This is a genomic window from Sphingobacterium sp. InxBP1 (assembly GCF_026191775.1).
Lineage (GTDB): Bacteria > Bacteroidota > Bacteroidia > Sphingobacteriales > Sphingobacteriaceae > Sphingobacterium > Sphingobacterium thalpophilum.
Map to the genome: position 1 here is coordinate 782,541 of NZ_JAINDX010000049.1, position 26,185 is coordinate 808,725.

27 protein-coding genes and 1 tRNA gene are annotated in these 26,185 nt (G+C 44.2%); 17 read left to right on the forward strand and 11 right to left on the reverse strand.

Features of this window, described 5'->3' with window-relative positions:
• Window positions 1-32: 32 nt before the first annotated feature.
• On the reverse strand, window positions 33-1,640 hold the full coding sequence (locus K7A41_RS23200; protein ID WP_265715766.1) for an acyl-CoA carboxylase subunit beta: 1,608 nt from the start codon (window positions 1,638-1,640) through the stop codon (window positions 33-35).
• Window positions 1,641-1,793: 153 nt separating this feature from the next.
• Between K7A41_RS23200 and K7A41_RS23205 the strand changes: the two genes are divergently transcribed.
• Genes K7A41_RS23205 through K7A41_RS23215 form a run of 3 tightly spaced genes read left to right on the forward strand, consistent with a single transcriptional unit; the run spans window position 1,794 to window position 4,584 of the window.
• A complete protein-coding gene (locus tag K7A41_RS23205; RefSeq protein WP_265715767.1) occupies window positions 1,794-2,942 on the forward strand; it encodes an acyl-CoA dehydrogenase family protein in 1,149 nt (382 codons plus the stop codon).
• 19 nt (window positions 2,943-2,961) lie between these two features.
• Window positions 2,962-3,801 carry a hydroxymethylglutaryl-CoA lyase gene (locus K7A41_RS23210; RefSeq protein WP_265715768.1) on the forward strand — a complete coding sequence of 280 codons (840 nt, stop codon included), beginning with the start codon at window positions 2,962-2,964 and terminating at the stop codon, window positions 3,799-3,801.
• Between the two features lie 6 nt (window positions 3,802-3,807).
• Window positions 3,808-4,584 carry an enoyl-CoA hydratase/isomerase family protein gene (locus K7A41_RS23215; RefSeq protein ID WP_265715769.1) on the forward strand — a complete coding sequence of 259 codons (777 nt, stop codon included), beginning with the start codon at window positions 3,808-3,810 and terminating at the stop codon, window positions 4,582-4,584.
• Here the strand turns inward: K7A41_RS23215 and K7A41_RS23220 are convergent, their stop codons facing one another.
• The 7 genes from K7A41_RS23220 to prmC all read right to left on the reverse strand — a co-directional run bounded on the left by K7A41_RS23220 (window position 4,585) and on the right by prmC (window position 10,862).
• Window positions 4,585-4,806, reverse strand: coding sequence for a hypothetical protein (locus K7A41_RS23220; protein ID WP_265715770.1), 222 nt, complete (start codon window positions 4,804-4,806; stop codon window positions 4,585-4,587).
• A gap of 1,094 nt (window positions 4,807-5,900) precedes the next feature.
• The gene (locus K7A41_RS23225) at window positions 5,901-6,653 is read right to left on the reverse strand and encodes a 3-keto-disaccharide hydrolase (RefSeq protein ID WP_265715771.1); all 753 of its coding nucleotides are present in this window, start codon (window positions 6,651-6,653) and stop codon (window positions 5,901-5,903) included.
• A gap of 15 nt (window positions 6,654-6,668) precedes the next feature.
• The gene (locus K7A41_RS23230) at window positions 6,669-7,976 is read right to left on the reverse strand and encodes a Gfo/Idh/MocA family protein (RefSeq protein ID WP_265715772.1); all 1,308 of its coding nucleotides are present in this window, start codon (window positions 7,974-7,976) and stop codon (window positions 6,669-6,671) included.
• A gap of 30 nt (window positions 7,977-8,006) precedes the next feature.
• Window positions 8,007-9,077 carry a LacI family DNA-binding transcriptional regulator gene (locus K7A41_RS23235; protein ID WP_265715773.1) on the reverse strand — a complete coding sequence of 357 codons (1,071 nt, stop codon included), beginning with the start codon at window positions 9,075-9,077 and terminating at the stop codon, window positions 8,007-8,009.
• Window positions 9,078-9,381: 304 nt separating this feature from the next.
• Complete coding sequence (locus tag K7A41_RS23240; protein WP_162835065.1) at window positions 9,382-9,555, reverse strand: hypothetical protein; 174 nt, start codon at window positions 9,553-9,555, stop codon at window positions 9,382-9,384.
• A 254-nt stretch (window positions 9,556-9,809) separates the two neighbouring features.
• A tRNA-Lys gene (locus K7A41_RS23245) sits at window positions 9,810-9,882 on the reverse strand.
• 119 nt (window positions 9,883-10,001) lie between these two features.
• Complete coding sequence (prmC, locus tag K7A41_RS23250; RefSeq protein WP_028068506.1) at window positions 10,002-10,862, reverse strand: peptide chain release factor N(5)-glutamine methyltransferase; 861 nt, start codon at window positions 10,860-10,862, stop codon at window positions 10,002-10,004.
• 33 nt (window positions 10,863-10,895) lie between these two features.
• Here prmC and ribD point away from each other — a divergent pair, with 33 nt between their 5' ends.
• Both ribD and K7A41_RS23260 read left to right on the forward strand, forming a co-directional pair.
• Window positions 10,896-11,939: a bifunctional diaminohydroxyphosphoribosylaminopyrimidine deaminase/5-amino-6-(5-phosphoribosylamino)uracil reductase RibD gene (gene ribD, locus K7A41_RS23255; protein WP_265715774.1), complete on the forward strand. Its 1,044-nt coding sequence runs from the start codon at window positions 10,896-10,898 to the stop codon at window positions 11,937-11,939.
• A gap of 66 nt (window positions 11,940-12,005) precedes the next feature.
• Complete coding sequence (locus K7A41_RS23260) at window positions 12,006-13,286, forward strand: DUF2851 family protein (RefSeq protein ID WP_265715775.1); 1,281 nt, start codon at window positions 12,006-12,008, stop codon at window positions 13,284-13,286.
• Here K7A41_RS23260 and K7A41_RS23265 read toward each other — a convergent pair.
• Window positions 13,283-13,933 (reverse strand): ankyrin repeat domain-containing protein, encoded by a 651-nt coding sequence (locus K7A41_RS23265; RefSeq protein ID WP_265715776.1) that lies wholly within the window; start codon window positions 13,931-13,933, stop codon window positions 13,283-13,285. The genes K7A41_RS23260 and K7A41_RS23265 overlap by 4 nt on opposite strands.
• 334 nt (window positions 13,934-14,267) lie before the next feature.
• On the opposite strand from K7A41_RS23265, the gene K7A41_RS23270 reads away from it, so the two are divergent.
• From K7A41_RS23270 to K7A41_RS23310, 9 genes are all read left to right on the forward strand, one after another.
• A complete protein-coding gene (locus K7A41_RS23270) occupies window positions 14,268-14,837 on the forward strand; it encodes a UbiX family flavin prenyltransferase (protein ID WP_028068502.1) in 570 nt (189 codons plus the stop codon).
• Between the two features lie 215 nt (window positions 14,838-15,052).
• Window positions 15,053-16,321 (forward strand): dihydroorotase, encoded by a 1,269-nt coding sequence (locus tag K7A41_RS23275; protein WP_028068501.1) that lies wholly within the window; start codon window positions 15,053-15,055, stop codon window positions 16,319-16,321.
• Window positions 16,322-16,324: 3 nt separating this feature from the next.
• Window positions 16,325-16,999, forward strand: coding sequence for a hypothetical protein (locus tag K7A41_RS23280; RefSeq protein WP_028068500.1), 675 nt, complete (start codon window positions 16,325-16,327; stop codon window positions 16,997-16,999).
• Between the two features lie 4 nt (window positions 17,000-17,003).
• Window positions 17,004-17,606 (forward strand): DUF4199 domain-containing protein, encoded by a 603-nt coding sequence (locus K7A41_RS23285; protein ID WP_051606469.1) that lies wholly within the window; start codon window positions 17,004-17,006, stop codon window positions 17,604-17,606.
• Between the two features lie 97 nt (window positions 17,607-17,703).
• Window positions 17,704-18,654, forward strand: a complete 951-nt coding sequence (locus K7A41_RS23290) for a glycosyltransferase family 2 protein (RefSeq protein WP_265715838.1) — start codon at window positions 17,704-17,706, stop codon at window positions 18,652-18,654.
• A 7-nt stretch (window positions 18,655-18,661) separates the two neighbouring features.
• Window positions 18,662-19,789, forward strand: a complete 1,128-nt coding sequence (locus tag K7A41_RS23295; RefSeq protein ID WP_265715777.1) for a glycosyltransferase — start codon at window positions 18,662-18,664, stop codon at window positions 19,787-19,789.
• Between the two features lie 168 nt (window positions 19,790-19,957).
• A complete protein-coding gene (locus tag K7A41_RS23300) occupies window positions 19,958-20,227 on the forward strand; it encodes a hypothetical protein (protein WP_138097066.1) in 270 nt (89 codons plus the stop codon).
• Complete coding sequence (locus K7A41_RS23305; RefSeq protein ID WP_028068496.1) at window positions 20,224-20,988, forward strand: MBL fold metallo-hydrolase; 765 nt, start codon at window positions 20,224-20,226, stop codon at window positions 20,986-20,988. The genes K7A41_RS23300 and K7A41_RS23305 overlap by 4 nt, the downstream gene beginning before the upstream one ends.
• 83 nt (window positions 20,989-21,071) lie before the next feature.
• Window positions 21,072-21,224: a lmo0937 family membrane protein gene (locus K7A41_RS23310; protein ID WP_138097065.1), complete on the forward strand. Its 153-nt coding sequence runs from the start codon at window positions 21,072-21,074 to the stop codon at window positions 21,222-21,224.
• On the opposite strand, the gene K7A41_RS23315 is transcribed toward K7A41_RS23310, so the two are convergent.
• Both K7A41_RS23315 and queA read right to left on the reverse strand, forming a co-directional pair.
• The gene (locus tag K7A41_RS23315; RefSeq protein WP_028068495.1) at window positions 21,221-21,907 is read right to left on the reverse strand and encodes a 2-C-methyl-D-erythritol 4-phosphate cytidylyltransferase; all 687 of its coding nucleotides are present in this window, start codon (window positions 21,905-21,907) and stop codon (window positions 21,221-21,223) included. The genes K7A41_RS23310 and K7A41_RS23315 overlap by 4 nt on opposite strands.
• An 85-nt stretch (window positions 21,908-21,992) precedes the next feature.
• Complete coding sequence (gene queA, locus K7A41_RS23320) at window positions 21,993-23,042, reverse strand: tRNA preQ1(34) S-adenosylmethionine ribosyltransferase-isomerase QueA (RefSeq protein WP_028068494.1); 1,050 nt, start codon at window positions 23,040-23,042, stop codon at window positions 21,993-21,995.
• Between the two features lie 183 nt (window positions 23,043-23,225).
• On the opposite strand from queA, the gene K7A41_RS23325 reads away from it, so the two are divergent.
• From K7A41_RS23325 to K7A41_RS23335, 3 genes are read left to right on the forward strand one after another with little or no spacing between them, the layout of a single operon-like run.
• Window positions 23,226-24,470, forward strand: a complete 1,245-nt coding sequence (locus K7A41_RS23325) for an ABC transporter permease (RefSeq protein WP_028068493.1) — start codon at window positions 23,226-23,228, stop codon at window positions 24,468-24,470.
• An 8-nt stretch (window positions 24,471-24,478) separates the two neighbouring features.
• Entirely contained in the window at window positions 24,479-25,186 is a 708-nt protein-coding gene (locus K7A41_RS23330; RefSeq protein ID WP_265715778.1) for a DUF2306 domain-containing protein, read from the forward strand.
• A gap of 2 nt (window positions 25,187-25,188) precedes the next feature.
• Complete coding sequence (locus tag K7A41_RS23335; protein WP_265715779.1) at window positions 25,189-26,109, forward strand: YARHG domain-containing protein; 921 nt, start codon at window positions 25,189-25,191, stop codon at window positions 26,107-26,109.
• Window positions 26,110-26,185: the final 76 nt, after the last annotated feature.

The following is a 26,185-nucleotide window of genomic DNA, read 5'->3' on the forward strand; positions in this document are numbered from 1 at the left end:
ATTTTAATCGTCTAGATTGGGTCTAGATTGGGTTATACCTGGATCACACCTACATTATAGCGTTCGACAATAGGTTTTTCGTTGGCTGCTTCGATGCCCATGCTAATGACTTTGCGCGTCTCTTGCGGAGCTATAATGCCGTCGACCCAAAGCCTTGCAGCGGCATAATAAGGACTGAGCTGCTTATTATAACGGTCTTCAATGGATTTCAGCAGTGTGTTCTTTTCCGAATCACTGATCTCTTTACCCCGGGCTCTAAGTGCAGACTCCTGTATCTGGAATAACGTTTTGCCGGCGGCGGCACCGCTCATAACCGCCATCTGTGCAGTGGGCCAGGCATATATAAGCCGTGGATCATACGCTTTTCCACACATCGCGTAATTGCCTGCACCATAACTGTTGCCGATGATAAAAGTAAATTTAGGTACAACCGAATTGGCCATCGCGTTTACCATTTTGGCACCATCTTTAATAATTCCGCCTTGTTCGGAGCGACTACCGACCATAAATCCCGTCACATCCTGGAAGAAAACAAGCGGGATATGCTGTTGGTTGCAGTTCATGATAAAGCGTGCTGCCTTGTCTGCCGAATCACTGTAGATAACGCCGCCCATCTGCATTTCCATGGCATTTCCCGGTTTCCTCGCTTTGATGATTTCCCGTTGGTTGGCGACTATGCCTACTGCCCATCCATCCACCCGGGCCAGCGCGCAAACAATGGTTTTGCCATAATCAGGCTTGTATTCTTCGAGCGTGTCTGCATCTACAATGGCTTCCAGGATATCCTGCATGCGGTAGGGTTTTGTCCGGTCGTCGGGCAATATGTCCGAAATCTTCCCAGGGTCAACCTTGGGGGCAATGCTTTCCTTCCGGCTAAAATTTGCTTTGGTATGTCCTCCTATTTTATCGATGACATTTTTTATGGCTGTCAGGCAGCTTTGATCGTCAGGAAATTTATTGTCTGTGACGCCCGATATTTCGGAATGTGTAGAGGCACCGCCCAAGGTTTCGGCATCTACTGTTTCACCAATCGCCGATTTGACCAGATAGGGGCCTGCGAGAAATACCGATCCTGTGCCTTCCACGATAAAGGCATAGTCCGACATGATCGGAAGGTAGGCGCCACCAGCGACGCAGCTGCCCATAATAGCGGCAATCTGGGGAATACCCATCGATGACATACGGGCATTATTACGGAATATCCTGCCAAAATGTTCCTTATCAGGGAAAATTTCATCTTGCATGGGTAGAAAAACACCTGCAGAGTCCACCAGGTAAATGATCGGTAGGTTGTTTTCCATGGCGATCTCCTGGGCCCGAAGGTTTTTTTTTGCTGAGATCGGAAACCAGGCACCAGCTTTGACCGTGGCATCGTTGGATACGATCACACAGAGCCTTGACTGAACATAGCCCAGCACTGCAACGCAGCCGGCGTTGACGCAGCCGCCGTGCTCCTCATACATGTCTTCGCCGGCAAACATGCCGATTTCAAGGTACTCACGGCCGGGGTCCAGTAGAAACTCAATCCTTTCCCACGCAGACATTTTTCCCTTCTCTTTCAATTTTTGGATTTTATCGATGCCGCCGCCCAGTTTTAGATTTTCTCTTTTTTGACGAAGTAATGCAAGTAGCGCCTCCATAGTTTATAATCTTGGTTTAAAAAGCTGTTTTATTAAGAATTTCTTATTTTTAGATAAATTTAAAATAAAATTTTAGAATTTTTGCAATTTTATTCCTAATAATTTTGATATATTTGAATTGTATTACCGATTGTAAATTTAATATTCATGCTTATGTTTATTGAAAATAAACAACAAATGGATATGATCAGAGCGAGTGCGCGTGATTTTGCACAGTATCATATCAAACCTTATGTGATGGAATGGGATGAAGCCCAGATATTTCCGGTCGAAGTTTTTAAAAAATTGGGTGAACATGGCTTTATGGGTATCCTGGTCCCCGAAGCCTATGGCGGGTCTGGGCTGGGCTATCAGGAATATATCACTGTGCTGGATGAGATTTCTAAAGTATGCGGTTCTATCGGTCTGTCGGTTGCCGCGCACAATTCGCTGTGCAGCAATCATATTTTAAGTTTTGCCAGTGAAGAGCAGAAAAGACGATATCTTCCTAAGCTCGCTACAGCGGAGTGGATCGGCGCCTGGGGGCTGACGGAAACGGGGTCTGGCTCAGATGCTGGAGGAATGGCTACATTTGCTGAAAAAGACGGCGATCATTACGTTCTCAACGGTTCCAAAAATTTCATCACCCATGCCATCAGTTCAAATGTTGCGGTTGTCATTGCACGTACTGGAGCAAAAGGCGACAAGAAGGGGGTGTCTGCGTTTATTGTCGAGAAGGGAACGCCGGGATTTAGTGCTGGAAAGAAAGAAAATAAACTTGGTATGCGCGCTTCGGAGACAGCCTGCCTTTTCTTTGACAATTGCCGGGTTCATCGCGATCAGCTGATTGGGGAAGAGGGACAGGGCTTTGTGCAAGCACTAAAATTGCTTGATGGAGGGCGCATTTCTATTGCGGCCTTGTCGTTGGGTATCGCACGTGGCGCGTATGAGTGTGCATTACGTTATGCGCAGGAGCGTGAGCAGTTCGGAAAGAAGATTTACGATTTTCAGGCGGTTTCCTTTGCTTTGGCAGATATGGCTACCCAGGTGGAAGCGAGCGAATTGCTGACCCGTCAGGCGGGCTACCTGAAGGATCACGGCGAACGCGTATCCAAAATCGGCGCGATGGCCAAGCTATACGCTTCAGAAACTGCAGTTCATGTTTCGAATGAAGCTGTGCAGATTTTTGGAGGCTACGGCTTTACCAAAGACTACCCTGCGGAGAAATTTTTCAGGGATGCCAAGTTATGTACGATAGGAGAGGGGACGTCGAGTATCCAAAAAATGGTAATTGCCAGAGAAATTCAGAAAGATATTCTATAAATGATATTCTATTATAGCGATGAAAGACCAGGTCATATTAGTAGACTGTCCGCGGGACGCCATTCAAGGCATGCCAGCTTTGATTCCGACAGGGAAGAAAGTTGAGCATATCAATACCCTTATCAGGAGCGGATTATTTGATATTATTGATTTTGGATCTTTTGTTTCGCCGAAGGCTGTTCCGCAGCTGGCCGATACAAAAGCCGTACTCCAGGGCATTGTAAAAAACGACCGTGTGAAATTATTGGCAATAGTGGCCAACCTACGGGGTGCTGAGGAGGCGATCAAGGAAGAGAAAGTCGATATTATTGGCTATCCATTTTCAATATCGGAGACCTTTCAGTTGCGCAATACAAATAAAGGCCTTGCTGATTCCTATCAGCAGTTGAAGGAAATGAAAGCTTTAGCTGATGCGCATAAAAAGACGCTGGCTGTATATATTAGTATGGCTTTCGGAAATCCGTATCATGATCCCTGGTCCACCGAACTGGTCGACCAATGGCTAGACAAGCTGTTGGCAATTGGCATAAGCGATTTTTCTCTCGCCGATACCACTTCTGAAGCGAATGTCCCGCAGATAACCGCCCTTTTTGATCATGTGAACAGCCGTTATCCTGCTCTTTCTATCGGTGCGCATTTTCATGCGAAACGGGACGACAGTCTGGCGAAGGTTGAAGCCGCTTACACTGCCGGATGCCGTAAATTTGAAGGCGCACTGCTTGGTTACGGTGGCTGTCCATTCGCCAAGGATGATCTGGTTGGCAATATTCCTTCCGAAATATTGCTCGATTTTTTTGAAAGAGGACGCCCATTGGACGTCGTACGTCTGGAGGAAAGTTTCAGGAACCTTATCATGTGAACCACAATGGAAAAATTAAATTTCGTAAAAATACAGCGCGAACAACATGTATTTGTGCTTACCCTTGCCCGACCGGAAAAAAGAAATGCCTTTACTCCGACCATGGTAAGTGAGATTGCTTACGCACTTCGGCTGGCGAATGAAGATCCGACGGTGCGGCTGATCCAGATAGAAGCCGAAGGTTCGGTATTTTGTGCAGGGATGGATCTTAAAGCTTTTGAGGATCCCAGTGTTGATAACATAAACCCACGGATTCCGAAAGTGGACAAATCCTTGGCCGAAGTCTTCGCAGAGCTGAATAAACCCTCCGTCTGTGTGGTAAGAGGGGATGTCATTGCAGGCGGATTTCTGATCGCCCTGTCCTGCACGTATTTATTCGCGTTGCCCCATGTTCGGTTTTCGCTTCCAGAAGTGAAGATCGGGCTCTTTCCTTTTCAGGTACTCGCATTGTTGCTGGAATACCTGCCTGAGCGAAAGGCGATGGACCTCTGCATCCGTGGCAGCTCATTTTCTGCAGAGGAAGCGTTAACGAAAGGTCTGTTACACGCGATTTTAGACGATGAGGAGGGGGAATTAAAGGCATTGAAAGCGACGATCGTTGACAATGCCCCATTGGCCATCTCAAAGGGCTTTATTGCTTTGCGTAAGCTTCGGCAGAAGGCCGAAGGGGAAAAGTATTCATTCCTTCTCAGTGAGCTTGCCCTGTTGCGAGAAACGGACGATTTTAAAGAAGGAATGGCTGCCTTCCGAGAAAAGCGGAAAGGAAACTGGCAAAACAGTTAATCAGAAGGCACGAAAGCTCGGTCTGCTGGTTAGGGGAGAGAATTCCCAGGGGATTGAACTCAGCATAACCAGCAATGCCGCAGCATACCAGGTGAGCAGAATACGGAAACGTCGTTCATCAGTATCGGCGTTTTTGCATTTTAGGTTCCCGACAAGAAGTAAGAGAGCGGCGACGCACATCATGCTGCTATGCTCCATGCCAAAAAATCGGATTTGTCTCATATGAACAGCGTTGTTAAAATGCGCCAAAAAATAGTGCGTGATCGGGCTTAATCCATAGAGAATCACACCTAATAAAACCTGAGTAAAAAAAATGGCTACGACGGCAGTTCTGGTGAGTGCGTCACCGGAACTGAAAGATAGTTTTCTCCTCTTTCTGTGAGCAAAACGGAGCAAACTAAACAACAGGATTATCAGAACAACCCAGCGCCACGAAGAATGTAAAGCGAGAATAAAAGGGTAAACAGCGTTCGTCATGACACAAAGATCAGTATAAATGTAATCAAATAGAGCGTATCGATAAATTTTAGCTGATGAGCGAAGATTTGGGCTGGATGTGGGGCTGGATAAGCCTCCTCAGTATATTCGATTTATATCTTAACAATCTGTTTAGATTAGTTTTGTATATTTTTGATTTTTAATGATTTAATAATATTGAAAAAAAATTTATAACTTACGGTTAATCTAATTGATAGTGATTTATTCCCTTTTCGTATCCCATTGGACTGTCGCTATTGGCGGTCACGCGACGTTATGGCTCGTAACCGAGGAGGGTATTACATATGGCGCTTTCAGCGCACTTTTTATGCCTTCTAAAAGATTTTTTATCCATTGTCGTGTAGAGGGCAAGTTTTGCAGTTGAATGCCGCTGGCAGCTTCTATACCTGATGTTTTCATCTGAGCATTGAAACTATGTGCAGTTCTGCTTGGACGGACGAATTATCAATTTTGTAATTTACTATTTTAATTGCTTTTTAATCATATATTTACTATTTTTTATATAAACTTATTGTTTAATAATGATATTGCGTGTTTGACCTGGCAAGTACACTTCAGCGATCCATTTCAACCGAAAAGACGGGCAATACCGTGCGGATATTCTGGATATCAAAACCACAGGACTGTTCACTGTCCGGATGGGCAGCTTGCAATGGAATACTTTGCGGGGCAGTTTATTCAATGACACCAAAATTGATCACTATTCATGCCTTGCGTCGAATGATTAGATAGCCTATTGGGTTACTGTTCGCGGATGAAGGAAAGCGGTAAAGAAAGTCCAGATCCCCAACGCCCGAATTTGGACTTTCTTTATTTTGCTAAGGTAGAATAGGTGTCGCTACCTGCCGGTCGATAATGGCGCCCGGTTCGAGTACAATGAGCTTGAAGTTTCGGAAGTGGATTTCTGAGCCCTCAGATTCGAGACAGAGATAGCCTTTTTTAATTGTTGAGTTCCGTACGCCGTTGACAAATTTGCCGTTCACGGCAAGCTTGATGGTTCCATCTACACATATGATTGTATATCTGTTCCACTCTCCCTTACCTTTGGCCCGGTTTTCAACGGATTTGCTCCGGGTTCCACGCGGATTGTCCGGAACCGTTTGAACGCCACCTACGCCGAAAAGTTCGCCGTGTACATAGGCTATTGGGGCCTGTTTGCCGTCAATGCGGTTTTGATTTACCCAATCCAGTTCGAGCATCTGTACCTCTACACCACCCGGTAGCCGGCCGATACTATCGGGCTTCGCATCCGACCAGACAAAGATACCCGAATTGCCGCCTGCATGCTGATGATTCCATTCGACATGAATAATAAAATTTTCGTACTGCTTCACCGAGCAGACCACACCGATGGGCTTACCTGTACAAACCAGTTTATTTTTTTCGACACGCCAGGTATCAGGATCGGTATTTACGTTTATCCATTGTATCTTATCTGCGGTCTGTGTGCCTGACAGTAGTTCGTCCCATTGCATTTCATTACCAAAATAGAAGAAATTTTCCGCTTGTCCTATCGTGGTCCCGGGGATAAGCACCATGATGGCGAGAACAGCATAAAGCAATCTTTTCATCTTGTATTGTCTATGTTAGCTGAACCTTGTTTTGCCGGGTATGGCGACTGCAGGTCCGTCGAAATTCATTTCCCAGTCATACGACGATAAGTCAGGTCCAAGGCTTTCCTTTGAGTTGATCACCTGGTCAAAGGTTAGAATCTGACCCGTATACCCTACCATTCGTGCCCAGATAGCCAGCAGTGTGCTGTTTGCCATCCATTCTCCATCATTGATGGGCTTATTGTTTCTTATGGCGGCAAATAGTTCATCGTGCTGCGTTTGATACATGTTGTTTTTCGGACCGTCGTAATGCCACTGTACTTTGCCGGAGATTATCTGTTTTGCTCCGATGACTACCTCTGCCTGCCCCTCTGTGCCCAGCATGCTCACGGTATTTCTGGGTGTTGTACCTGCCTGTTGACGGCAGAAATGGGTCCCTATGGCTCCGTTCTGGTACCTGAACTCAACAGCAAAGTGGTCATAGATATTTCCGTACTTCGGATCGATGCGAACCTGTCGCCCACCGGTGCCCATAGCAGAGATGGGCATGATATCGCCCATGGCCCAGGACATCATATCCAGGCTATGGACAGCTTGTTCGACGATGAAATCGCCTGATAGCCAATTGTAGTACATCCAATTTCGCATTTGCTGCATCATTTTATTCCATTCGGGACGGGGATCGACGTAGGTTGCCTCGCCACCATAACGAAAAGTGCTGATGGACTTCACCTGGCCAATAGCGCCGTCCAGAACTTTCGAAAAAATAGCGCGATTTGGCAGGTCATACCGAAAACAAAAGCCTGAAACGACAGATAGGTTTGACTCTTTCGCTTTTTTGACCGATTCCATTACACTCCGCAGCCCAGGAATATCGACCGCCATTGGCTTTTCACAAAAAATATGTTTTTTAGCCTGCACAGCGGCTTTCAGGTGCAACGGCCGGAACGCTGGAGGTGAAGTCAGCAAAACGACATCGACGTCGCTATTGATCAGCTTTTCAAAAGCATCAAAACCTAAGTATTGATGTTTTTTGTCAACCTTCACTTGTTGGGGACGTACTTCCATTAATGCGGCATACGATTCGTCCATGCGATCCTGAAAAATATCCGCCATGGCGGTAAGCCGACAGTTCTGATCCGCTTGTAAAGCCTGAATGGCGGCGCCGGTTCCCCGGCCCCCGCAGCCTATCACTCCTACTTTTATTATCTGATCCTTGGAGACTGTGTCAAAAGACAGAAAAGCTGGGCTTGGCAACGTACTTCCAAGCGCAATGATACTTGTTTTTTTTAAGAATGACCTTCTTGAGGCAAATCTGTGGTTGCTGAATTGAAGTGGCATGGATATGGTTATTTTATATTGAAAATAGGATTATATCGTTCTTTTAGATGTTTCGTTTTTAGCGGAAACAGAAGACGTTGATTTCCGATGCTCGATCCGGCAGTCCAGAAAATAAGTTTCAAACTCGAAATAATTCTTTTTGTTTCTCTTTTTTAACATGTGCAGCAGCAGTTCCACTGATTTTTCTGCCATCAGACGGGTTGGCTGGGCTATTGTCGTCAGAGAAGGGTTTAGACTATTTGCAAAAGGTGTATTGCTGAAGCCTATCAGATTCATATCCTCAGGAATACGGATCTCTAGTTTGTGGAGGATATGCAATACTTTGAGTGACAGCGTATCAGTTGACGACAGTAGTGCATTGGGTGGTGTGGCGCTGTTAAGCAGTGCGCCTATCTTACTTTCTAGCTCCGCGTCGATATCGTCTTTAGGGCTCGAATAAGAGATCTCCACCACATTCTCTGGCTTAAACGGAATGGAAAAATTGAAAAGTGCGTCTTTATAACCTTTTATTCGGCTTGTGTTGCCTCCGATATCTTTGCACAGTAATAGGATAATGTTCTCGCGGCCGCCTTTGATCATTTCAGCCGTGGCCTGATAGATTATGCGGTTGTTCTGAATGCCGATTTTAAAAGTTTCAAGCTGGTGGCTTATGCGGTCGAAAATAATGACCGGACAGATCTGATCCATAATATATTTTAAGAGCGGAAGGCTGGAATCATTTTTTACAGGTGAAATGATAATTCCCTCAATGTTGCTCTGTACGCAGAGTTCAAGCGCTTCTTTCTCTTTTTTTTCATCATTGAAGGTTTGTAATAGGATGAGCTTGTAATTTGTCTCGGCGAGGATCAGTGAAATATCTTCATAAAAATCGAAGAAGAAAGAGCTGGAAATAAACGGTACAATGATAGCGAGCGTGTTTGAGCGCCCAGTTTTAAGGCTTTTTGCAGAAAAATTGGGTATATAGTTAATCTGCTGGGTATACGCTAAAATCATTTTCTTTGTTTCCTCACCGATTTCATGGCTGTCGTTCAGTGCTTTGGAAATAGTGCCCGGCGAAAGGTTCAGTTGTTTTCCGATTTCTTTTAAGGTAACTCGCTTCATGTTCTCTTTCCTTCTATATTGATTATCACGCTCTACTCCTGTTCGGTATCGAAAGGGGATTGGTTATTGTATATATGTGCTGTCGCTGCTCCGGCTGTATCAGGCGAAGAACTAACAAATGATAAAGATAAGATAAAAAAGAGGTTTTCAAATGAGAATGGTAAAAACCTGATTTTAGGCAAAGGGCAGGTAGGACTGATCCGTCACAGCTGATCAATCTCACATGACTACAAGAAGACAGGCTCCGGTGAGCAGGATCGTGCGCATAAGCTGCGTTCAGGGATATCAGTCTGTTAAGTGGAGATTATCTGGAACCGCCAAAAAGCTTGCTAATCAGCCAGATGATCAAGGCGACAATGATGACTACAATTAAGATTCCGGTCCAGACGCCGGCTTTAAAAATACCCTCAATAACTGAACAGCTTGTCATCAGCAACAATGTGGCCGACATCAGGGATAGAGGTACAATCTTTTTCATAATGGATTTATTGTTATCTGTTACCTAAGATGATGACAATTTACACGGTAAATAGTTTTGTTGCTGGAGAATTATTTTAGCAACTTCTTTGACTTCCGTTTGGCGATTCCAATGGAGTTTATATTTAGTAGTGTTTCACACGTCGCTAGCAAGAAGCGACACAGGATTTGGACACCGTTAGCACTTCGGCTCGGCTGGTTTTCCTGCTACGTCACAAGCTGAAATAGCAAAAGCCACTCTTTTGGAGTGGCTTGTGATCCCGCTGGGACTCGAACCCAGGACCCATACATTAAAAGTGTATTGCTCTACCAGCTGAGCTACGGAATCCTTTCTGTTTTTGAAAGTGATGCAAAGGTAGAATTTCTTTTTATACGCTCCAAATTATTGTCTTTAAAATTTGGAGAGACAGGCTTAACTGTCTAGTAAATAAAAAGATTATTTTTTGACTACGTACTTTTTTTTGCGTGGATCATGCGGTCGGCTCCGTTTATATCTTTTAGAAGCTTCACTGGGCGAAATCCTTTTTTTTCTATGAGCTCTTTTGTCTGCGGGCCGAGATACTGGTTGATCTCGAAGTAGAGATCGCCTTGAGGAGCCAGATGTTTGAGCGCAAAAGAGGATATCACGTCGTAGAAGATCAGTGGTGCACTGTCTTCGATAAATAGGGCGAGTTCGGGTTCGAACGCCAGCACATTCTGCTGCATACTCGCTTTTTCCTGTGGAGTAATATAAGGTGGATTAGAAACGATGATATCATATTGCTGTTCCGAAAAGATGTAGTCCCATTCAAAAATATCGGCATTGATAAACTGTACCGGAGCATTTAATTGCCCAGCATTTTTTCTTGCTGTGGCAATTGCCTCTTTGGATATGTCCATGGAGGTAACCTGTGCTCCGGGGAGGTATTTGGATAATATAATAGGTATACAGCCGGAGCCTGTTCCGATGTCCATGATATGCAGGCCGGCCTGTGCTGAATGCTGTTTAAGAATCAGATCAACGAGTTCCTCGGTCTCAGGCCGGGGGATCAGCACGGATTCATTCACTTCAAAGGACTCTCCATAAAACGTAGCTTTATTAAAAATATATTGAATCGGCTTGTTCTTTTTGAGCTCACGGAGGATTTCATCAAAACGCTCCGCATCTTTTTCTGTTACTATATCTTCTTTTTTTAGGGGATAGGTTCCCCTCTTCAGTCCAAACATTTCCTCTACCGTAAAAAGGAATAAGGCTTTGACTTCATCCTTGTCATAGATAGATGTCAATTCCTGTTGAAATAATAATTCGAAATCCTTGAGTATTCGCATACGTCAAAGGTACGATTTTCATAGATTTGTAACATGGATAGACATCGGCAATATATGCAGCGCTGCTTGGATCTGGCGCAACAAGGAGCGGGTTCGGTGAGCCCCAACCCCATGGTGGGCGCCGTGATTGTTCACAATCATTGTATTATTGGCGAAGGGTATACCTCGCCGTACGGCGGGCCACACGCTGAAGTGAATGCTGTTCGTGCCGTATTGCAAAAATATGGAGATCAGGCAGGCGAACTGTGGGGGGAAAGTACTTTTTATGTGAGCCTCGAGCCTTGTGCGCATTTTGGGAAAACTCCGCCCTGTGCGGATATGATCGCCAGTCTAAAGCCGAAAAAAGTATTTGTGGCCTGTTTAGATCCCTTTGCGCAGGTCAATGGAAAGGGGATCGGTATCTTGAAAGATGCAGGTATCGATGTGGAAGTCGGTCTGCTGGAAAAAGAAGCCATGTGGGGCAACCGTCGTTTTTTTACGCGGATAGGACAGCATCGACCCTATGTTATTCTCAAATGGGCACAATCCGCCGATGGCTTTATCGGGCAGGCAGATCGACAGGTGGGAATAAGCAATGCCGCAAGCTTGCAGCTGGTGCATCGATGGCGGGCGGAAGAAGATGCTATTCTCGTCGGCACCAAAACCGCCTTAATAGACAATCCCAGGCTGACCGTCAGGTATTGGAAAGGGGCTAATCCACGCCGCGTGCTGATCGATAGAGACCTGGTTGTGCCTCCTGATGCGAAGATCTTCGACGATCAGGCCGAAACGATTGTCTTCAACGCAAAAAAAACGGACTGGCAAGGCCATATCAAACACATCGAGCTGGAGAATTATGGTTTATATTTACCTCAGACGGTTCTTTACCAATTATATTTGATGGATGTTCAGTCCATCATTATTGAAGGTGGTGCAGCGACCCTGCAGATGTTTATCGATGCCGGACTCTGGGATGAGGCGCGTGTTTTTCAAGCAGAGAAAACACTGCATATGGGAATAGCAGCTCCCCGTCTGAACGGGCATGTTTTAGAAAAACGGTTAATTTCCAGTGATTTACTAACCATTTTTGTGAAATGATCGTATAAAGTTGTATCTTTAGAGCGTTATAAACCTTTGATCAACAAGATCTATTAAGATACAAATATGGTAGTGTCAGAAAACTTAATGCAGTTTATCTGGAAACTACGGCTATTCAATAGGGTGGGATTGCGAACGAGTGCGGGGACGCCTTTGGCTGTAGTTCGTGTTGGCCAGCATAATACCGATGCCGGGCCGGATTTCGTGCTGTCACATATTATACTCGCTGATGAAGAATGGGTTGGGAATATTGAAATCCATTTTCGTTCTTCCGATTGGAACAGACACCTGCACCAATATGATGAAGCCTATAATAATGTTATTTTACATGTGGTATGGATAGAGGATCAGATTATCTATCGGAGCGACGGAAGTGTTATACCCACGCTTGTGTTGTCAGAGTACGTAAGGCAGGATCTCCTGGATAAGTATGCCAACATGATGCGTGCTACAAACTGGCTTCCCTGTCAGTCCCGGATCGGCGAAGTGGAGGAGCTTAAAAAAGACATGTGGCTGGATGCCTTATCTGTCGAGCGGCTGGAGGTGAAAGCCGAGGACATATTTGGTCTGCTGGCGCAATTTAATAGTGATTGGGAGAAGGTCTTTTGGGTTTGGATGTGCCGATGTATGGGGCTCAAGGTTAATGCGGATACATTTCAGGAGCTGGGGGAGAAACTTCCGTTGGCGACGATGCAAAAATACCGCTCCGATGGGCTGAAAATAGAAGCTTTGTTGTTTGGGATTGCCGGCTTTTTAACCCCGGAGTGCGCTGATCAGTACATGCAGCGGCTTTATCATGAATTTGCCTATCAGCAGGCAGTGCACGGTATCCGTTTGGTTAATGGTGTCTGGAAAAAGCTGCGTATGAGACCCTATAATTTCCCCGAGTTGCGTATTGCACAGCTTGTCGCTTTATTCACTGAAAAATCACTGAGTTTATCCAAGGTTTTAACAATTCAGAACCTGGCTGAGGCGAGGTTACTGTTCGATATTTCGTCTATTAATTCTTATTGGAAATCCCGGTTTTCAATAGGGGCTAGCCCAGGTATCGAACGGAGCGGAAAAATTGGAAAGGGGACCGTTGATATCTTGGTTATCAACACTGTGGTTCTGATGCTATTTGCTTATGGAAAATACTATGGTATTCATCCATATATGGACCGGGCGGTCGCGCTGCTGGAAGCGATGCCGGCAGAAAAAAATGCTATTATCAAGCAGTTCGCAGATCTGGGCTGGCATGCGACGAATGCATCTCAGGGGCAGGGTATGCTACAGCTCAAGAAACACTACTGTGAGCGGAAGCAGTGTCTGAAGTGTAGGATCGGAACCGAAATTTTACGTAATTAATTTGCAAGTATCTCCGCAATTTCTTTAAAACCTTTTTCGGCGGCAAGATCTGCGGGTGTTAGTCCCTTTATGTTGACTATCCGGGTATCGGCACCGAATTCCAGCAGAGCAACGATCAGGTCGATATTTCCATGCTGGGCCGCAAAATGCAAAGCTGTTTCGCCAGTCGCCTGCACGGCATTGACGTCCGCGTCAGCTTCGAGCAGCATTTTTCCAATTTCTTCATGATTATTTGCTGCCGCAATATGAAGTGGATAGGCCTGCTGTTCATTTCTGCTGGCAATATTCGGATTTACTTTTTTTGATAACAAAAGTCGTACAATGTCGGTTTTGTTGAAATACGTGGCCATAGCCAGCGGTGAAAAGCCATGGGCGGACCACTCATTAACTACTGATGGAGCCTGCTGGATGATTGCTTCCACATAAGAGGTTAGTCCGGCAGCGCAAGCCTCATGTATTGTCATTGTCTTGGTATGCTGTAACAATATGCGGATGATCTGCGGTTTATTGTAATAACAGGCCAGCAGAAGTGGTGATATGCCATGGCTTGTCGTTTCTTGCAGTAGCTCGGGATTGCCAATCAATAATAAATCAATGTCGTGGCTTTTGCCTTCTTCGATATATTGTTCTAAAATAGAAAGATTCATGTTTAGTCTAATTGCATAACTTACTCGCTAAAATAAGTTTTATTCGCGAAAATTGTGTTTGATCCGGGAATTTATTTGCAGGAAAAAGAACCAGTTCAGTCGGATTCGGCGCGTTTCGATCCGGCTGAAGCGGATAGCGAAGCATGAAAAAATACTTTTTTGCGATTTTTTAATACACAAATGTGTAGTATTTCATATAATATTTTTGAAAATTCAAAAGTAGATGTACTTTTGTTAAGCCCCTCCCAAGGGCATGTTTTTCATAGGTAGATGTAGGGTCGGGTGTTTCTCACTTCGGCCCTTTTTTTATAGCTTTGTTTATTATTTAAGAGAAATGTCCAAAAGAAAGATTGTTGTTGCCATTACTGGAGCAAGCGGCTCTATATATGCGAAAGTGTTGCTGGAAAAGCTGAATTCATTAAAAACTCAGCTCGCTGAGGTCGGCATTGTGATGTCAAACAATGCTAAAGATGTGTGGCGTGCTGAACTGGGTGATGAAAGCTATCAGGATGTCCCTTTTAAATTTTATGACAAAAATGATTTTTTTGCGCCATTTGCTTCGGGATCGGCTCGTTTTGATACGATGATTGTATGTCCCTGTTCGATGGGGACACTTTCAAGAATTGCCTACGGTATTTCCTCTGATCTCACGACCCGTGCGGCTGACGTTATGCTAAAAGAACGGCGGAAATTGATTTTGGTCACGCGGGAAACGCCGCTGAGCCTTATCCATATCCAAAATATGAAACTCGTGACCGAAGCGGGGGGAATTATCTGCCCTGCGTCACCTTCATTTTATAGCTTGCCGAAGACATTGGAAGAGCTGGCAGAAACAGTTGTCGACCGGATTCTGAGTCTGGCGGGCTTCGAATTTAAGCATTACCAATGGGGAGAAAATTCTTAAGGAGTACGAACTGAAATCCATTTTTGGTGTTCTATAATAAAATTGTATTTTGTAACTTTGTTTCTCGAAATGAAGCAATCAGAGGCATCACGCAAAATATCGGTTTATAACGATACTAATTATCGTAATCGATCCGTTTTTTGTCTGATGACATGGAACACGCCACAAGCTTCAGCAAATGATTTGTATCCTATTAATTTCAATTCCATTCACATATGAAGAGCTTATTGATTACTGCTGTTAAAGTAATTTTGCCAGGTAACGAATTTCATCAGCAGGTTGTTGATGTATTGATCGAAAAGGGCAAGATTATGCAAATTGCAAACAGCATCAAGGTAGCTGATAAAAACGTAGAGACTATTGACGGTACTGGTAAAATTTTGTCGCCCGGATTTTTTGATTTACATGCCAATTTCGGGGAGCCGGGATTGGAAACAAAGGAGGATCTCGTAACGGGTACCGCGGCTGCTGCTGCAGGCGGCTTTACCGGCGTAGCGGTGATGCCGAATACACAGCCGGCCATACAGAGCCGCGCCGAAGTGGCGCTTGTGGTCAATACCGCCAAAGGTAATATTGTGGACGTGCACCCCATTGGAGCGATCAGTAAAAATAGAGAAGGAAAGGAGTTGGCTGAGCTCTATGATATGAGGCAAAATGGTGCTGTAGCCTTCAGTGATGGGAATAAAAGTGTACAGCAGGCCGGCTTAATGAGCAGAGCGCTGCTTTATGCGAAAGGTTTTGGGGGGCTAATATTCTCTCATGCAGAAGATGAGTCGATGGCAGGGGGTAATAAGATGAACGAAGGGGCTATGAGTACCTATCTGGGGATGAAAGGTATACCTAATCTCGCGGAGTCTTTAATGGTCTCGCGCGACCTTTATCTGGCCGAGTATACAGATGCGCCCATACATTTCGCTTCGATCAGCACGCCAGAAGCTGTGGATCTGATCAAAAAGGCCAAAGCTAAGGGGCTGCGTGTCACCTGCGATGTCGCGGCACATCAGCTGGTATTTACGGATGAGGATGTTGCCGGCTTCGACAGCAACTATAAAGTGAGCCCTCCGCTGCGGACAAAGACTGATGCCAAAGCTTTAATCAAAGCTCTGAAAGATGGGATTATAGACGCTGTTGTGTCACAGCACACCCCACAGGAGGTGGAATTTAAAAATGTGGAGTTCCATATCGCTAAAAATGGTATCATCGGCCTGCAGACCGTATTGCCGCTATTGGTTCGTGCGGGATTAAATGAAGAACAAATCGTTAACTGCCTTGCCGTTAGGCCAAGACAGATTTTAGGTGTTGAAGTGCCCCAGATACAGGTCGGTGCGCTGGCAAATCTTGTGCTGTTTGATCTGACAAAATCCTGGACTTTTGATGAAAAATCAAATAAGTCGAAATCAAAAAATTCTCCATTATTCGGACAGACATTACAGGGGGCTGTCGAAATGATCATCAATAATAATCAATTGACTAAAAACGATTAAACCATGGAAGCAAATGTAAAGGCTGCTATAGAGGCAGGAATCTTAAATTATGGCCAAGTTGACGGCATTGGAAATGCCGAAGAGTTTTTAACGAAACTCCTGCAAGTATTTGACACCGAGGCTCCCTATCTCGACAAGCTGGCCCTGTTGGATGAGACCTTTGATGATTATCCTCTTTTCGACGAATTGCGGGAGGTTTATGTTGATTTGTTGTTAATGAATTTCTTTTCGAGTGATGTGCTGAAACTGGAAGACGATTATCTGGATTCCGAGGAATGGGAAGCCATCGAAGATGAGACAATAGATCGTGGAACCGAGCTGCTCAACATTTTTCTTTATCTTGGTGAATGCAAAGACGATGAAATCGAACCTGAACTGGATGATTTTTTAAAGGAGTTTTTGCTTGTGGATGAAGATGAATTTCAGGATGAGCACGAAATTTACGAAGACATCATCGCCAATCAGATTGTGGTAGATAGCCCTTACAGCGAGATAGCAAAAGTTGCCCAGGGCATCAATCCTAGAAGCGAGATCTATGAGTTGTTTTATCCGGTAATGAGTTTCTTTAGCGAGCTAAATCCCAATGAAAGTCAATTTGACGAATATGTCGCGGCGTCAGACAATAAAGCCTTTGATCTAGCTCTATATAAAATTATCAGTACTTACTATAATAAATAATGCCATGGTAGATTCAATCAACCCAAATCATGCTGGCTTCGATGCGGTCATCGATAAGAAGAGGAGTATAGTCTATGGTATAATACTAGGAGTTATTTCTTTTATTCTTGGTCTCGCGGTTCTCTTTGTCGTCAAAGACCAAGAGTCTTTTTGGGCAGTAATGTCCATGTCGTTTATCGTCAATACAGGGATTTTTATTATTATTGCAGCATTATTTTCTTTTGCACTTCGGAAAGCCTACGGCGGTTATTGGAGTTTTTCCATAGCATTGAAGTCCATATTCATGATGCTGGCCATTTCAACCATTATCTCTACTATTGGAACCCAGATTTACGTAAATTTTATCAATCCAGAACTGCAGGAAAAAGTTGTGACACATACTATTAATGTGACCATTGACTATATGGAAAAAAACAATATACCCGATGAAGTAATCGACTCGAAAATCGCAGAATTGGAGAAACAGGTGGATTCAATCGGTAAAATTACGTTTGGACAGATTTTTAAAGGCTTGGCCATTACTTTGTTGTTTCAATTTGTCTTTGCCTTGATTTTGGCTGCATTGTCAAAAAGGGAAAGACTCGTGTATGCGCAAGATAACAAGTAGGAACAGGTAAATTAATATATATCATTAAGGTATTGCTGGAAAAGTAATACCTTTGTTCGTATTACAATAGTACATTTTTAGCATGATTAACATACACATGGATATTTCAGTTGTAGTTCCATTATTTAACGAGGAAGAGTCCCTGCCGGAGTTGACCGCCTGGATTGATCGTGTCATGACTGCCAATCACTTCTCGTATGAAGTCATTCTGGTAGATGATGGCAGCAAGGATAATTCATGGAAAATCATTGAACAGCTGAAGCTGCAGAACGGCAATATTTCGGCGATTAAATTCCGACGTAATTATGGAAAATCCGCTGCTTTAAATGTAGGATTTGCGGCTGCTCAGGGGGATGTCGTCATTACTATGGACGCAGATCTTCAGGATAGTCCTGACGAGATTCCGGAATTGTATGACCGCATTATGAATAAAGGCGCTGACCTGGTTTCGGGCTGGAAACAAAAACGTTATGATCCGTTGACCAAAACAATTCCGACAAAACTGTTCAACGGTGTGACCCGATCGATGTCGGGAATTCACAATTTACATGATTTCAATTGCGGTCTCAAAGCATACAAAAAGGAGGTCGTCAAAAATATAGAAGTATATGGTGAAATGCACCGGTATATTCCTGTCATAGCCAAGTGGGCAGGCTTTACCAATATTCAGGAGCAGGTTGTGCAACATTATCCGCGCAAGTACGGCTCCACGAAATTTGGCCCCGGTCGTTTTATCAAGGGTTTTTTAGACCTACTTTCGATATTTTTCGTCGGAAAATTCTCTAAACGGCCTATGCACTTTTTTGGCGTCATGGGCGTGGTTAGTTTTCTTGCGGGCCTTTTCATTTCGATTTATCTGATCTGTCATAAGTTGATGAGCATCGCTAATGGCACACCGTTTAGAGATATCACAGATCAGCCTTTGTTTTTCTTTGCGCTGACAGCGATTATCTTGGGAACACAATTGTTCCTGACCGGTTTTTTGGCGGAATTGGTCTCCAGGAGCAGCTCTGATCGAAATGAGTATCAGATCGAAAAAGTCATTTAATCGGCATATGCGTATTGTCATTTTAGGCTCTGCTTATCCGCTAAGAGGGGGGGGGATCGCTTCTTTCAACGAGCGGCTGGCATCCCATTTCCAAGCACAGGGCCATGAAGTCGATATCTATTCTTTTTCCTTGCAATATCCGAATTTTCTTTTTCCGGGCAAATCTCAGTACTCGGATGAGCCCCCGCCTGCGGGTTTGCACATCAGGACCAAAGTGAATTCCGTTAACCCGCTGAATTGGGTTAGAGTCGGAAGAGAACTAAAAAATGCTCGGTATGACCTGTTGATTGTCCGGTTTTGGATGCCTTTCTTTGGGCCCTGCTTGGGTACAATCCAACGTCAGGTAAAGAAAAACAAGCATACCCGGATAGTTTGTATCGCCGACAATATCATTCCGCACGAACAACGCTTTGGTGATACCTTGCTGATCCGTTATTTTTTGAAATCCGTCGATGCCTGTGTGACCATGAGCAAAAGTGTATTGGCTGATTTAAGGCGGCTAAGTCCGCATATGCCTGCAGTATACAGCCCACATCCGTTGTACGATAATTATGGAGCTCACCTGTCTAAAGCAGAGGCGCGCAAGCAGCTCCATATTCCCGAAAATGAAAAAGTCATTTTATTCTTTGGTTTTATCCGGCATTATAAAGGCTTGGATCTGCTGTTGGAAGCTTTGGCAGACGCCCGGGTTCGGCAGCTTCAGGTGAAACTGCTGCTGGCTGGAGAATTTTATGGCGATCCTGCACCTTACCGGGCAATTATCAGCAAGCTTAATCTGGATGACGCCATTTTTATGCATACCGATTTTATTCCGAACCAAGAAGTGGGACGTTATTTTTCCGCAGCAGATTGTGTTGTGCTACCTTACCGAGCAGCCACGCAGAGCGGAATTACCCAAGTTGCTTATCACTTCGATCTCCCCATGATCGTCAGCAATGTCGGGGGACTGCCCGAGCTCGTGGAAAGTGACTACGTGGGATATGTGGTGGAGCCCAACGCAGAGGCTATTGCCAATGGAATTATGGACTTCTATACCCGTAACAAAGAGCAGCAATTCCGGACAAATATTATCGATGAAAAGAAAAAATATAGCTGGCAGACGTTCGGTAATGTAATTCTTAAGCTTGCTGAGTAATGACAAATCGTCCTCAGTTCATCGTTTGCTATTGAGTGATTCAGCGCATTTGCGTAATGAGTATGATGCAGGAGGGCTGCATTGGCAGGTTGATTAAATTTGTATTTGAAAGCAAATTTAGCTAAGTTTGGTTTACTGAGCTTGATATTTTAAAAGGAGGAAGATTTGTTGCCGTTTACACAAAGCAGTTTAGCAAAAATAGAAGAGTTTTTTAAGGAACAGGGATATAAAGTGAGGTATGAGAAGGGATCATTCCGTACCGGAGCCTGTATGTTGCAAGCGACCAAGGTCGTGGTTGTAAATAAGTTTTCTAACCTCGAGGTAAAGATCCAATCCTTGTGGAATATTCTGTTGGAAGTGGAAATTAATTCGGAAGCCATTTCCGAAGGACTCGTGCCAATATACGAAGAAGTACTGAAATCAAAGACAGCAGTTTGAGAGTAACATTTTTAGGAACCGGAACATCACAGGGTGTGCCTGTTATAGCATGCCAATGTCAAGTCTGCCAATCCATGGACAAGCGGGACAAGCGTTTACGTTCATCCATACTCCTGGAATATAACGATCACACCCTTGTCGTGGATACGGGGCCTGATTTCCGGTACCAGATGCTTCGGGAAAAGGTGACCCATCTGGATGCCGTGCTGATGACTCATTCCCACAAAGATCATATCGCGGGGTTGGACGATGTCAGAGCATTTAACTACCAGCAGCACTCGTCTATAGCCATCTACGGGACGTCTGATCTCCATCAGGCTTTAAAACGTGAGTTTTACTACGCGTTTACAGACGTAAAATATCCAGGAGCACCGCGACTGGATTTGGAAGAGATCACGGCTGGAGAGTCTTTTCAGCTTTTCGGAAAAGATATCATGCCGATTGAGGTCATGCATTATAAAATGCCGGTAATCGGTTATAGAATTGATGACTTTGCCTATATCACCGATGCCAAGTTTGTTGGTGCGGCATCGAGGCGGCTTCTTGAGGGAGTGAAGGTGCTGGTCGTCAACGCTCTGCAGAAAGAGTCCCATATTTCACATTTTACACTTGAGGAGGCAATTGAGTTTGCACGTGATGTTCATGCTGAAAAGACCTACTTTACGCATATTGGACATCGGATGGGACTGCACGAAGTAGTCTCCCAAGAACTGCCTGCCTCCATGTTTTTGGCCTACGACAGACTGCAGCTCGAATTATAAGATTCTACTTATTTCAAAACTTTACTGTATTTCTCATTGTTATACCTAGTGTAAAACAGAATAAGGTATTAAATAATAAAAAAATGGGAAATTTATTGTACATCATTGCCGTCATCCTGGTCATTATCTGGGCAATCAGCTTTTTTGGAGGTTATGCAGGAGGTAATATCATCCACATCCTCCTCGTCATCGCCATTATTGTCGTTTTGTTGCGTGTTATACGTGGTAATGCTTAATCTGGCAGGCTGAGATAAAACTGGGCAATTTGCAAGTCCTGGGGATAGGTGATTTTAATATTTTTGGGATCACCCTCAACGATGGCGACCGAATTGCCCATTTTTTCAACGACTGAAGCATCATCAGTAAATAAGGGGTCTTCTGGCTGGCAGTAGGCGTTGATCAGTAATTCCGCTTGAAAGACCTGCGGTGTCTGAACGAGCCAAACCTGATTTCTATCCAGTGCTTTACTGCTTCTAGGATTGCCTATGCGCACTGACTCCACGCTGGATTGAGCCAGTACAACTGCATGGTGCTGGTAGGCGCCATGAAAAGCACGGGCTATCAGTTCCGAAGAGATGATAGGCCGGGCGCCGTCGTGTACGGCAATGTAGTCATTATTCCCGATTTGAAAATGCTCCTGTATATATAAGATGCCGTTTCTGACACTTTCGAAGCGGCTTTTCCCGCCGTACACCAAGTGATACACTTCGTCAAACTGATTTTCCATACACAATGCTTTCCAAAACTCTTCCATCTCGCGGCTAATTACGAGAATAATCTCTGATACATCTTGGGATTGGGAAAACCGCTCTATGCTGTGCATAAGCACAGGTCTTCCATTCAATTCAAGAAACTGCTTAGGAAGGCTGCTGTTCATGCGGCTTCCAGTGCCTGCAGCAACGATAACGACAAAGTTCATCGGATAGAAATTATAGTGTCTATGTAAAAAAACGTGGATAGTTTGCAGCTACCCACGTTCTGTTTTATTCCTTTGGAAAGTCTAATTATATAATCAGCATGGCATCACCATAGCTGTAAAATCTATATTTTTCCTTCACGGCAACTTCATAAGCGTTCATGACGTTTTCATAACCTGCAAAGGCCGCAATCATCACCAACAGGGTAGATTCGGGTGTGTGAAAGTTGGTGATCATCGAATTTGCAATACTGAAATCGTAGGGTGGATAGATAAATTTGCTCGTCCAGTCAGACGCCGGCTTTAAATGGTGGTCGGCAGAAACCGAAGATTCGATCGCACGCATGGAAGTGGTTCCTACGGCACAGACACGACGTTTGTTGTCGATAGCCTTATTCACGATTCTGGCAGCCTCTTCCGTAATAATAAACTGCTCGGAGTCCATCTTGTGTTTTGTCAGATCTTCTACCTCTACCGTACGGAAAGTACCGAGACCAACGTGAAGGGTGACTTCAGCAAAATCAACGCCTTTAAGTTCGAGACGTTTCATCAGTTCGCGTGAGAAGTGAAGGCCGGCAGTTGGTGCAGCCACAGCTCCTTCATTTTTGGCATAGATGGTTTGATAACGGAACTTATCTTCAGGCGTAGCCTTGCGCTTAATATACTTCGGCAGTGGAGTTTCGCCTAAAATTTCGATATTACGGCGGAATTCTTCGTCTGTACCATCAAATAAAAATCTGATCGTCCGGCCGCGGGAAGTAGTATTGTCAACAACTTCAGCTACCAGCAAATCATCATCACCGAAATATAACTTGTTGCCAACACGAATTTTACGTGCCGGATCCACCAGTACATCCCATAGACGAAGCTCGTTGTTCAATTCGCGTAACAAAAAAACCTCAATAGTCGCTCCAGTTTTTTCTTTATTGCCGTATAGACGTGCTGGAAAAACTTTCGTATTGTTCAATATCATGACGTCTTTGTCGTCAAAATAATCCAATACATCTTTGAAAATTTTGTGTTCTATTTTACCAGTATCCTTATGTAAGACCATCAGACGCGATTCGTCACGATTTTCAGAAGGTTCAGAAGCAAGTAGTGATTCTGGTAAGTTGAATTTAAATTGAGATAACTTCATCTTTAATGATATAATTTTAATGTCTACCTTTCAGTGCATTACAGTGCACCAAATACCAGGTTGCAAAAAGCATACAAAGTTATAACTTTTTTGGGTATGGAAAGGCGTTATTTCCAATTTGTAGATATATTTTTATTGATTTTGACATTAAATCAAAACTATCTCGTATTTTAGAATATAATTATGTTATTCCTTCGATTGATATTGGAAAGTTGTCAGTTTGCATTGTCAGCATTAAAGGACAACCGGACACGTACCATGCTCTCCTTGCTGGGCGTGACGATTGGTATTTTTACGATTATAGGTGTATTTTCAGCAGTGGATACCCTACGAAACAATATAGAGGAATCCGTGAAGAAAATAGGAAGCAAGACACTCTATATCGAAAAATGGCCATGGGACGGAGGTCCAAATTATCCTTGGTGGAAATACCTCAATCGGCCTGAGCCTACCTACAACAACTATCTTGATCTGAAAAACCGGATGACTACTGCCGAGTACATGGCCTATATGATCAATATCGGGAACACGACGATTAAATACAAAAACAATTCAGCGCAGGGATCTTCCGTGAATGCAGCGACCTATGAAAACCTGTATATACAGAATCTCAATATTGTCAATGGACGTTATTTTGCAGAAAGCGAATCCAGAGGTGGTGCGCTGGTGACGATTTTGGGAGCAAATATTGCTGAAGGCCTTTTTCCGAATGAGCAGCCGATCGGCAAGTATATCAGTATGCTTGGGAGAAAGGTACAGGTTATTGGGGTGCTAAAGAAAGAGGGGAATGGTGTGCTGATCAATACTTCTCCGGATGATACGGCTTTTATTCCGTTTGAACTTGCCCGCAATTTAGTGAATTACGACAACTTTTCTCCGAGTATCGCGATGTTAATCAAATCGAATTATACATTGGCGGAAGCCGAAAGTGAAGCGAAGACGCTGATGCGTTCGATCCGGCGTATTTCGCCACAACGTGAAGATAATTTTTCGATCAATCAAACAACGATGATCACCGGGGCGCTCGACCAGTTGTTTGGCATCATCAATCTCGCTGGTTTTTCAATCGGTATCTTTTCCATCCTCGTTGGCGGGTTTGGTATTGCCAATATCATGTTTGTGAGTGTTAAAGAACGTACGCATATCATCGGTATTCAAAAGGCATTGGGAGCCAAAAACTTCTTTATTTTATCCCAGTTTCTGATAGAATCCATTGTATTATGTCTGTTGGGCGGCGGCATTGGTCTTTTTGTTGTGTATTTTTTGGCCTTTATCGTGCAGGTGGCGACAGGGGTGGGCATTGTTGTCAGTCTCAAGATGGTGATCCTGACAGTTTCATTATCCACATTTATTGGTCTGATATCGGGTATTGTTCCTGCCTTGATGGCCTCGCGTCTGGATCCTGTCGAGGCGATCCGTAGTAAATAAACAGGGGGATGTTAAAGAAAGTTCGGTTTTCGGTTGTACAGGGCTTTTGGCTTTTGATCTTTGCCTACAGTGCGGCGCTGATGGCAGAGATTACATGGCGATACCGAAGCTTTGCGCTGGATGCCAATTTTCTGATGATAAAGCAAAGCGAAATTGAGGCGCTCTGGTGGTATAAGTATGCATTTTATGTGCATGTATGTTCGGCCATATTAGCCCTTCCTGCCGGTTTTACCCAATTTAACCGTTATCTGCTCAAACGTTATCCCCGCTTGCACCGTATTATTGGTTACAGTTATGTCCTGAGCATTTTAATGCTTGCGGCACCTTCTGGACTATTGATTGGCGTGGTGGCCAATGGTGGTATACTGGCCATTATTTCTTTTGAACTGCTGGCGGTGGGCTGGTTTTATTTTACTTGGCAGGCAACTCGTTCGGCCTTTCGGAAAAACTTCAATGCGCATCGTGATTTTATGTTGCGCAGTTTCGCACTGACCTGCTCAGCCCTTACTTTGCGCTTCTGGAAAGTGATATTGGTCTACTTCTTTCAGCCCAATCCTATGGATGTGTATCAGATTATTGCCTGGTTGGGCTGGGTACCAAATTTACTGCTTGTTGAACTAATTATTTATTTTAGAAATCGTGGCCGGCAGAGCGATCGCCCATTGGAAACGGTAACTCCTCCGCCTAGCGCCACTCGCTTTAGACAATTTATATAGCCATGAAAAAGAATATCTATTTATTACTGCTGCTTGCGGCCGCAATGGGCTGTAAGGACCGGGCAAAACAACAAAGTATGGAGTCCGCTCCGAAAGCGCAGGATACCGTTGTTGTGGAACAGGAGGCTCATCAGGACCTCTACGGAAATTGGGTAGGCGATTTTTTGGTTGATGAAGAAAGCCTCGGAGACGAGGAATACCTCCCGTCGACAGATTATTCACCAAAGATCAACTTGACGATCAAGAAAATTACAGATAAAGGAAATGTATTTGGACAAAATGTGGTCAAAGGCAACCTGCGGCCGCTGACCGGTAAAGTTGAAGGTGAAGACAATGCGATACAGCTCTTGCTCGACGAGCCGGGGGATAAAAAATCGGATGGCCGGTTTGAGATCAAACGGAAAGGCGATACCTTGATCGGCAATTGGGTAGCTTACGATCAACAGGTCAAAATCAAAAAGAGACATTTTAAACTGCTTAAAAAGCAGTTTGCCTATAATCCTAACCTCATGCTCAATAAGCAGGACGATGAATACGGTACGCTGGTCGATTGGATCAATGCGAAACGGGAAGAAGCAACAGATCAGGATGGCGATTCAACATATACTTACGTCATGGAATACTATCGGTCGGCTTCTCCTGCGGTATTCAGTATTAATGCATCCAAACAGAAGCTGACGGAGAAGGATGTGAAAAATCTCAAAAAACTGGATTTAGAAATTATCCGCAATACGATTTTCGCCAGGCACGGTTATGCTTTTACGAAACCCAGTATCCGCCAGTTTTTTGACCCTGTGGATTGGTACGTGCCGGTTTCTAAGGATGTGAGTGGGGCACTAAGCCAGCTTGAAAAAGATAATATCGCACTATTGACCAGATTTGAGAAATATGCTACTGACAATTATGATACCTTTGGAAGATAGGCTGTGATGGCTCTCACTTAGGCAATGTAAAAAAGTCGGTTTATAACGAAACCGACTTTTTTACGTTAGCGAAGTA

What these genes read in the sequence shown, in the direction of transcription:
- K7A41_RS23200 (WP_265715766.1), bottom strand. Translation starts at nt 1,640, where the DNA reads ATGGAGGCGCTACTTGCATTACTTCGTCAAAAAAGAGAAAATCTAAAA.
- K7A41_RS23205 (WP_265715767.1), top strand. Translation starts at nt 1,794, where the DNA reads ATGTTTATTGAAAATAAACAACAAATGGATATGATCAGAGCGAGTGCG.
- K7A41_RS23210 (WP_265715768.1), top strand. Translation starts at nt 2,962, where the DNA reads ATGAAAGACCAGGTCATATTAGTAGACTGTCCGCGGGACGCCATTCAA.
- K7A41_RS23215 (WP_265715769.1), top strand. Translation starts at nt 3,808, where the DNA reads ATGGAAAAATTAAATTTCGTAAAAATACAGCGCGAACAACATGTATTT.
- K7A41_RS23220 (WP_265715770.1), bottom strand. Translation starts at nt 4,806, where the DNA reads ATGAGACAAATCCGATTTTTTGGCATGGAGCATAGCAGCATGATGTGC.
- K7A41_RS23225 (WP_265715771.1), bottom strand. Translation starts at nt 6,653, where the DNA reads ATGAAAAGATTGCTTTATGCTGTTCTCGCCATCATGGTGCTTATCCCC.
- K7A41_RS23230 (WP_265715772.1), bottom strand. Translation starts at nt 7,976, where the DNA reads ATGCCACTTCAATTCAGCAACCACAGATTTGCCTCAAGAAGGTCATTC.
- K7A41_RS23235 (WP_265715773.1), bottom strand. Translation starts at nt 9,077, where the DNA reads ATGAAGCGAGTTACCTTAAAAGAAATCGGAAAACAACTGAACCTTTCG.
- K7A41_RS23240 (WP_162835065.1), bottom strand. Translation starts at nt 9,555, where the DNA reads ATGAAAAAGATTGTACCTCTATCCCTGATGTCGGCCACATTGTTGCTG.
- prmC (WP_028068506.1), bottom strand. Translation starts at nt 10,862, where the DNA reads ATGCGAATACTCAAGGATTTCGAATTATTATTTCAACAGGAATTGACA.
- ribD (WP_265715774.1), top strand. Translation starts at nt 10,896, where the DNA reads ATGGATAGACATCGGCAATATATGCAGCGCTGCTTGGATCTGGCGCAA.
- K7A41_RS23260 (WP_265715775.1), top strand. Translation starts at nt 12,006, where the DNA reads ATGGTAGTGTCAGAAAACTTAATGCAGTTTATCTGGAAACTACGGCTA.
- K7A41_RS23265 (WP_265715776.1), bottom strand. Translation starts at nt 13,933, where the DNA reads ATGAATCTTTCTATTTTAGAACAATATATCGAAGAAGGCAAAAGCCAC.
- K7A41_RS23270 (WP_028068502.1), top strand. Translation starts at nt 14,268, where the DNA reads ATGTCCAAAAGAAAGATTGTTGTTGCCATTACTGGAGCAAGCGGCTCT.
- K7A41_RS23275 (WP_028068501.1), top strand. Translation starts at nt 15,053, where the DNA reads ATGAAGAGCTTATTGATTACTGCTGTTAAAGTAATTTTGCCAGGTAAC.
- K7A41_RS23280 (WP_028068500.1), top strand. Translation starts at nt 16,325, where the DNA reads ATGGAAGCAAATGTAAAGGCTGCTATAGAGGCAGGAATCTTAAATTAT.
- K7A41_RS23285 (WP_051606469.1), top strand. Translation starts at nt 17,004, where the DNA reads ATGGTAGATTCAATCAACCCAAATCATGCTGGCTTCGATGCGGTCATC.
- K7A41_RS23290 (WP_265715838.1), top strand. Translation starts at nt 17,704, where the DNA reads ATGGATATTTCAGTTGTAGTTCCATTATTTAACGAGGAAGAGTCCCTG.
- K7A41_RS23295 (WP_265715777.1), top strand. Translation starts at nt 18,662, where the DNA reads ATGCGTATTGTCATTTTAGGCTCTGCTTATCCGCTAAGAGGGGGGGGG.
- K7A41_RS23310 (WP_138097065.1), top strand. Translation starts at nt 21,072, where the DNA reads ATGGGAAATTTATTGTACATCATTGCCGTCATCCTGGTCATTATCTGG.
- K7A41_RS23315 (WP_028068495.1), bottom strand. Translation starts at nt 21,907, where the DNA reads ATGAACTTTGTCGTTATCGTTGCTGCAGGCACTGGAAGCCGCATGAAC.
- queA (WP_028068494.1), bottom strand. Translation starts at nt 23,042, where the DNA reads ATGAAGTTATCTCAATTTAAATTCAACTTACCAGAATCACTACTTGCT.
- K7A41_RS23325 (WP_028068493.1), top strand. Translation starts at nt 23,226, where the DNA reads ATGTTATTCCTTCGATTGATATTGGAAAGTTGTCAGTTTGCATTGTCA.
- K7A41_RS23330 (WP_265715778.1), top strand. Translation starts at nt 24,479, where the DNA reads ATGTTAAAGAAAGTTCGGTTTTCGGTTGTACAGGGCTTTTGGCTTTTG.
- K7A41_RS23335 (WP_265715779.1), top strand. Translation starts at nt 25,189, where the DNA reads ATGAAAAAGAATATCTATTTATTACTGCTGCTTGCGGCCGCAATGGGC.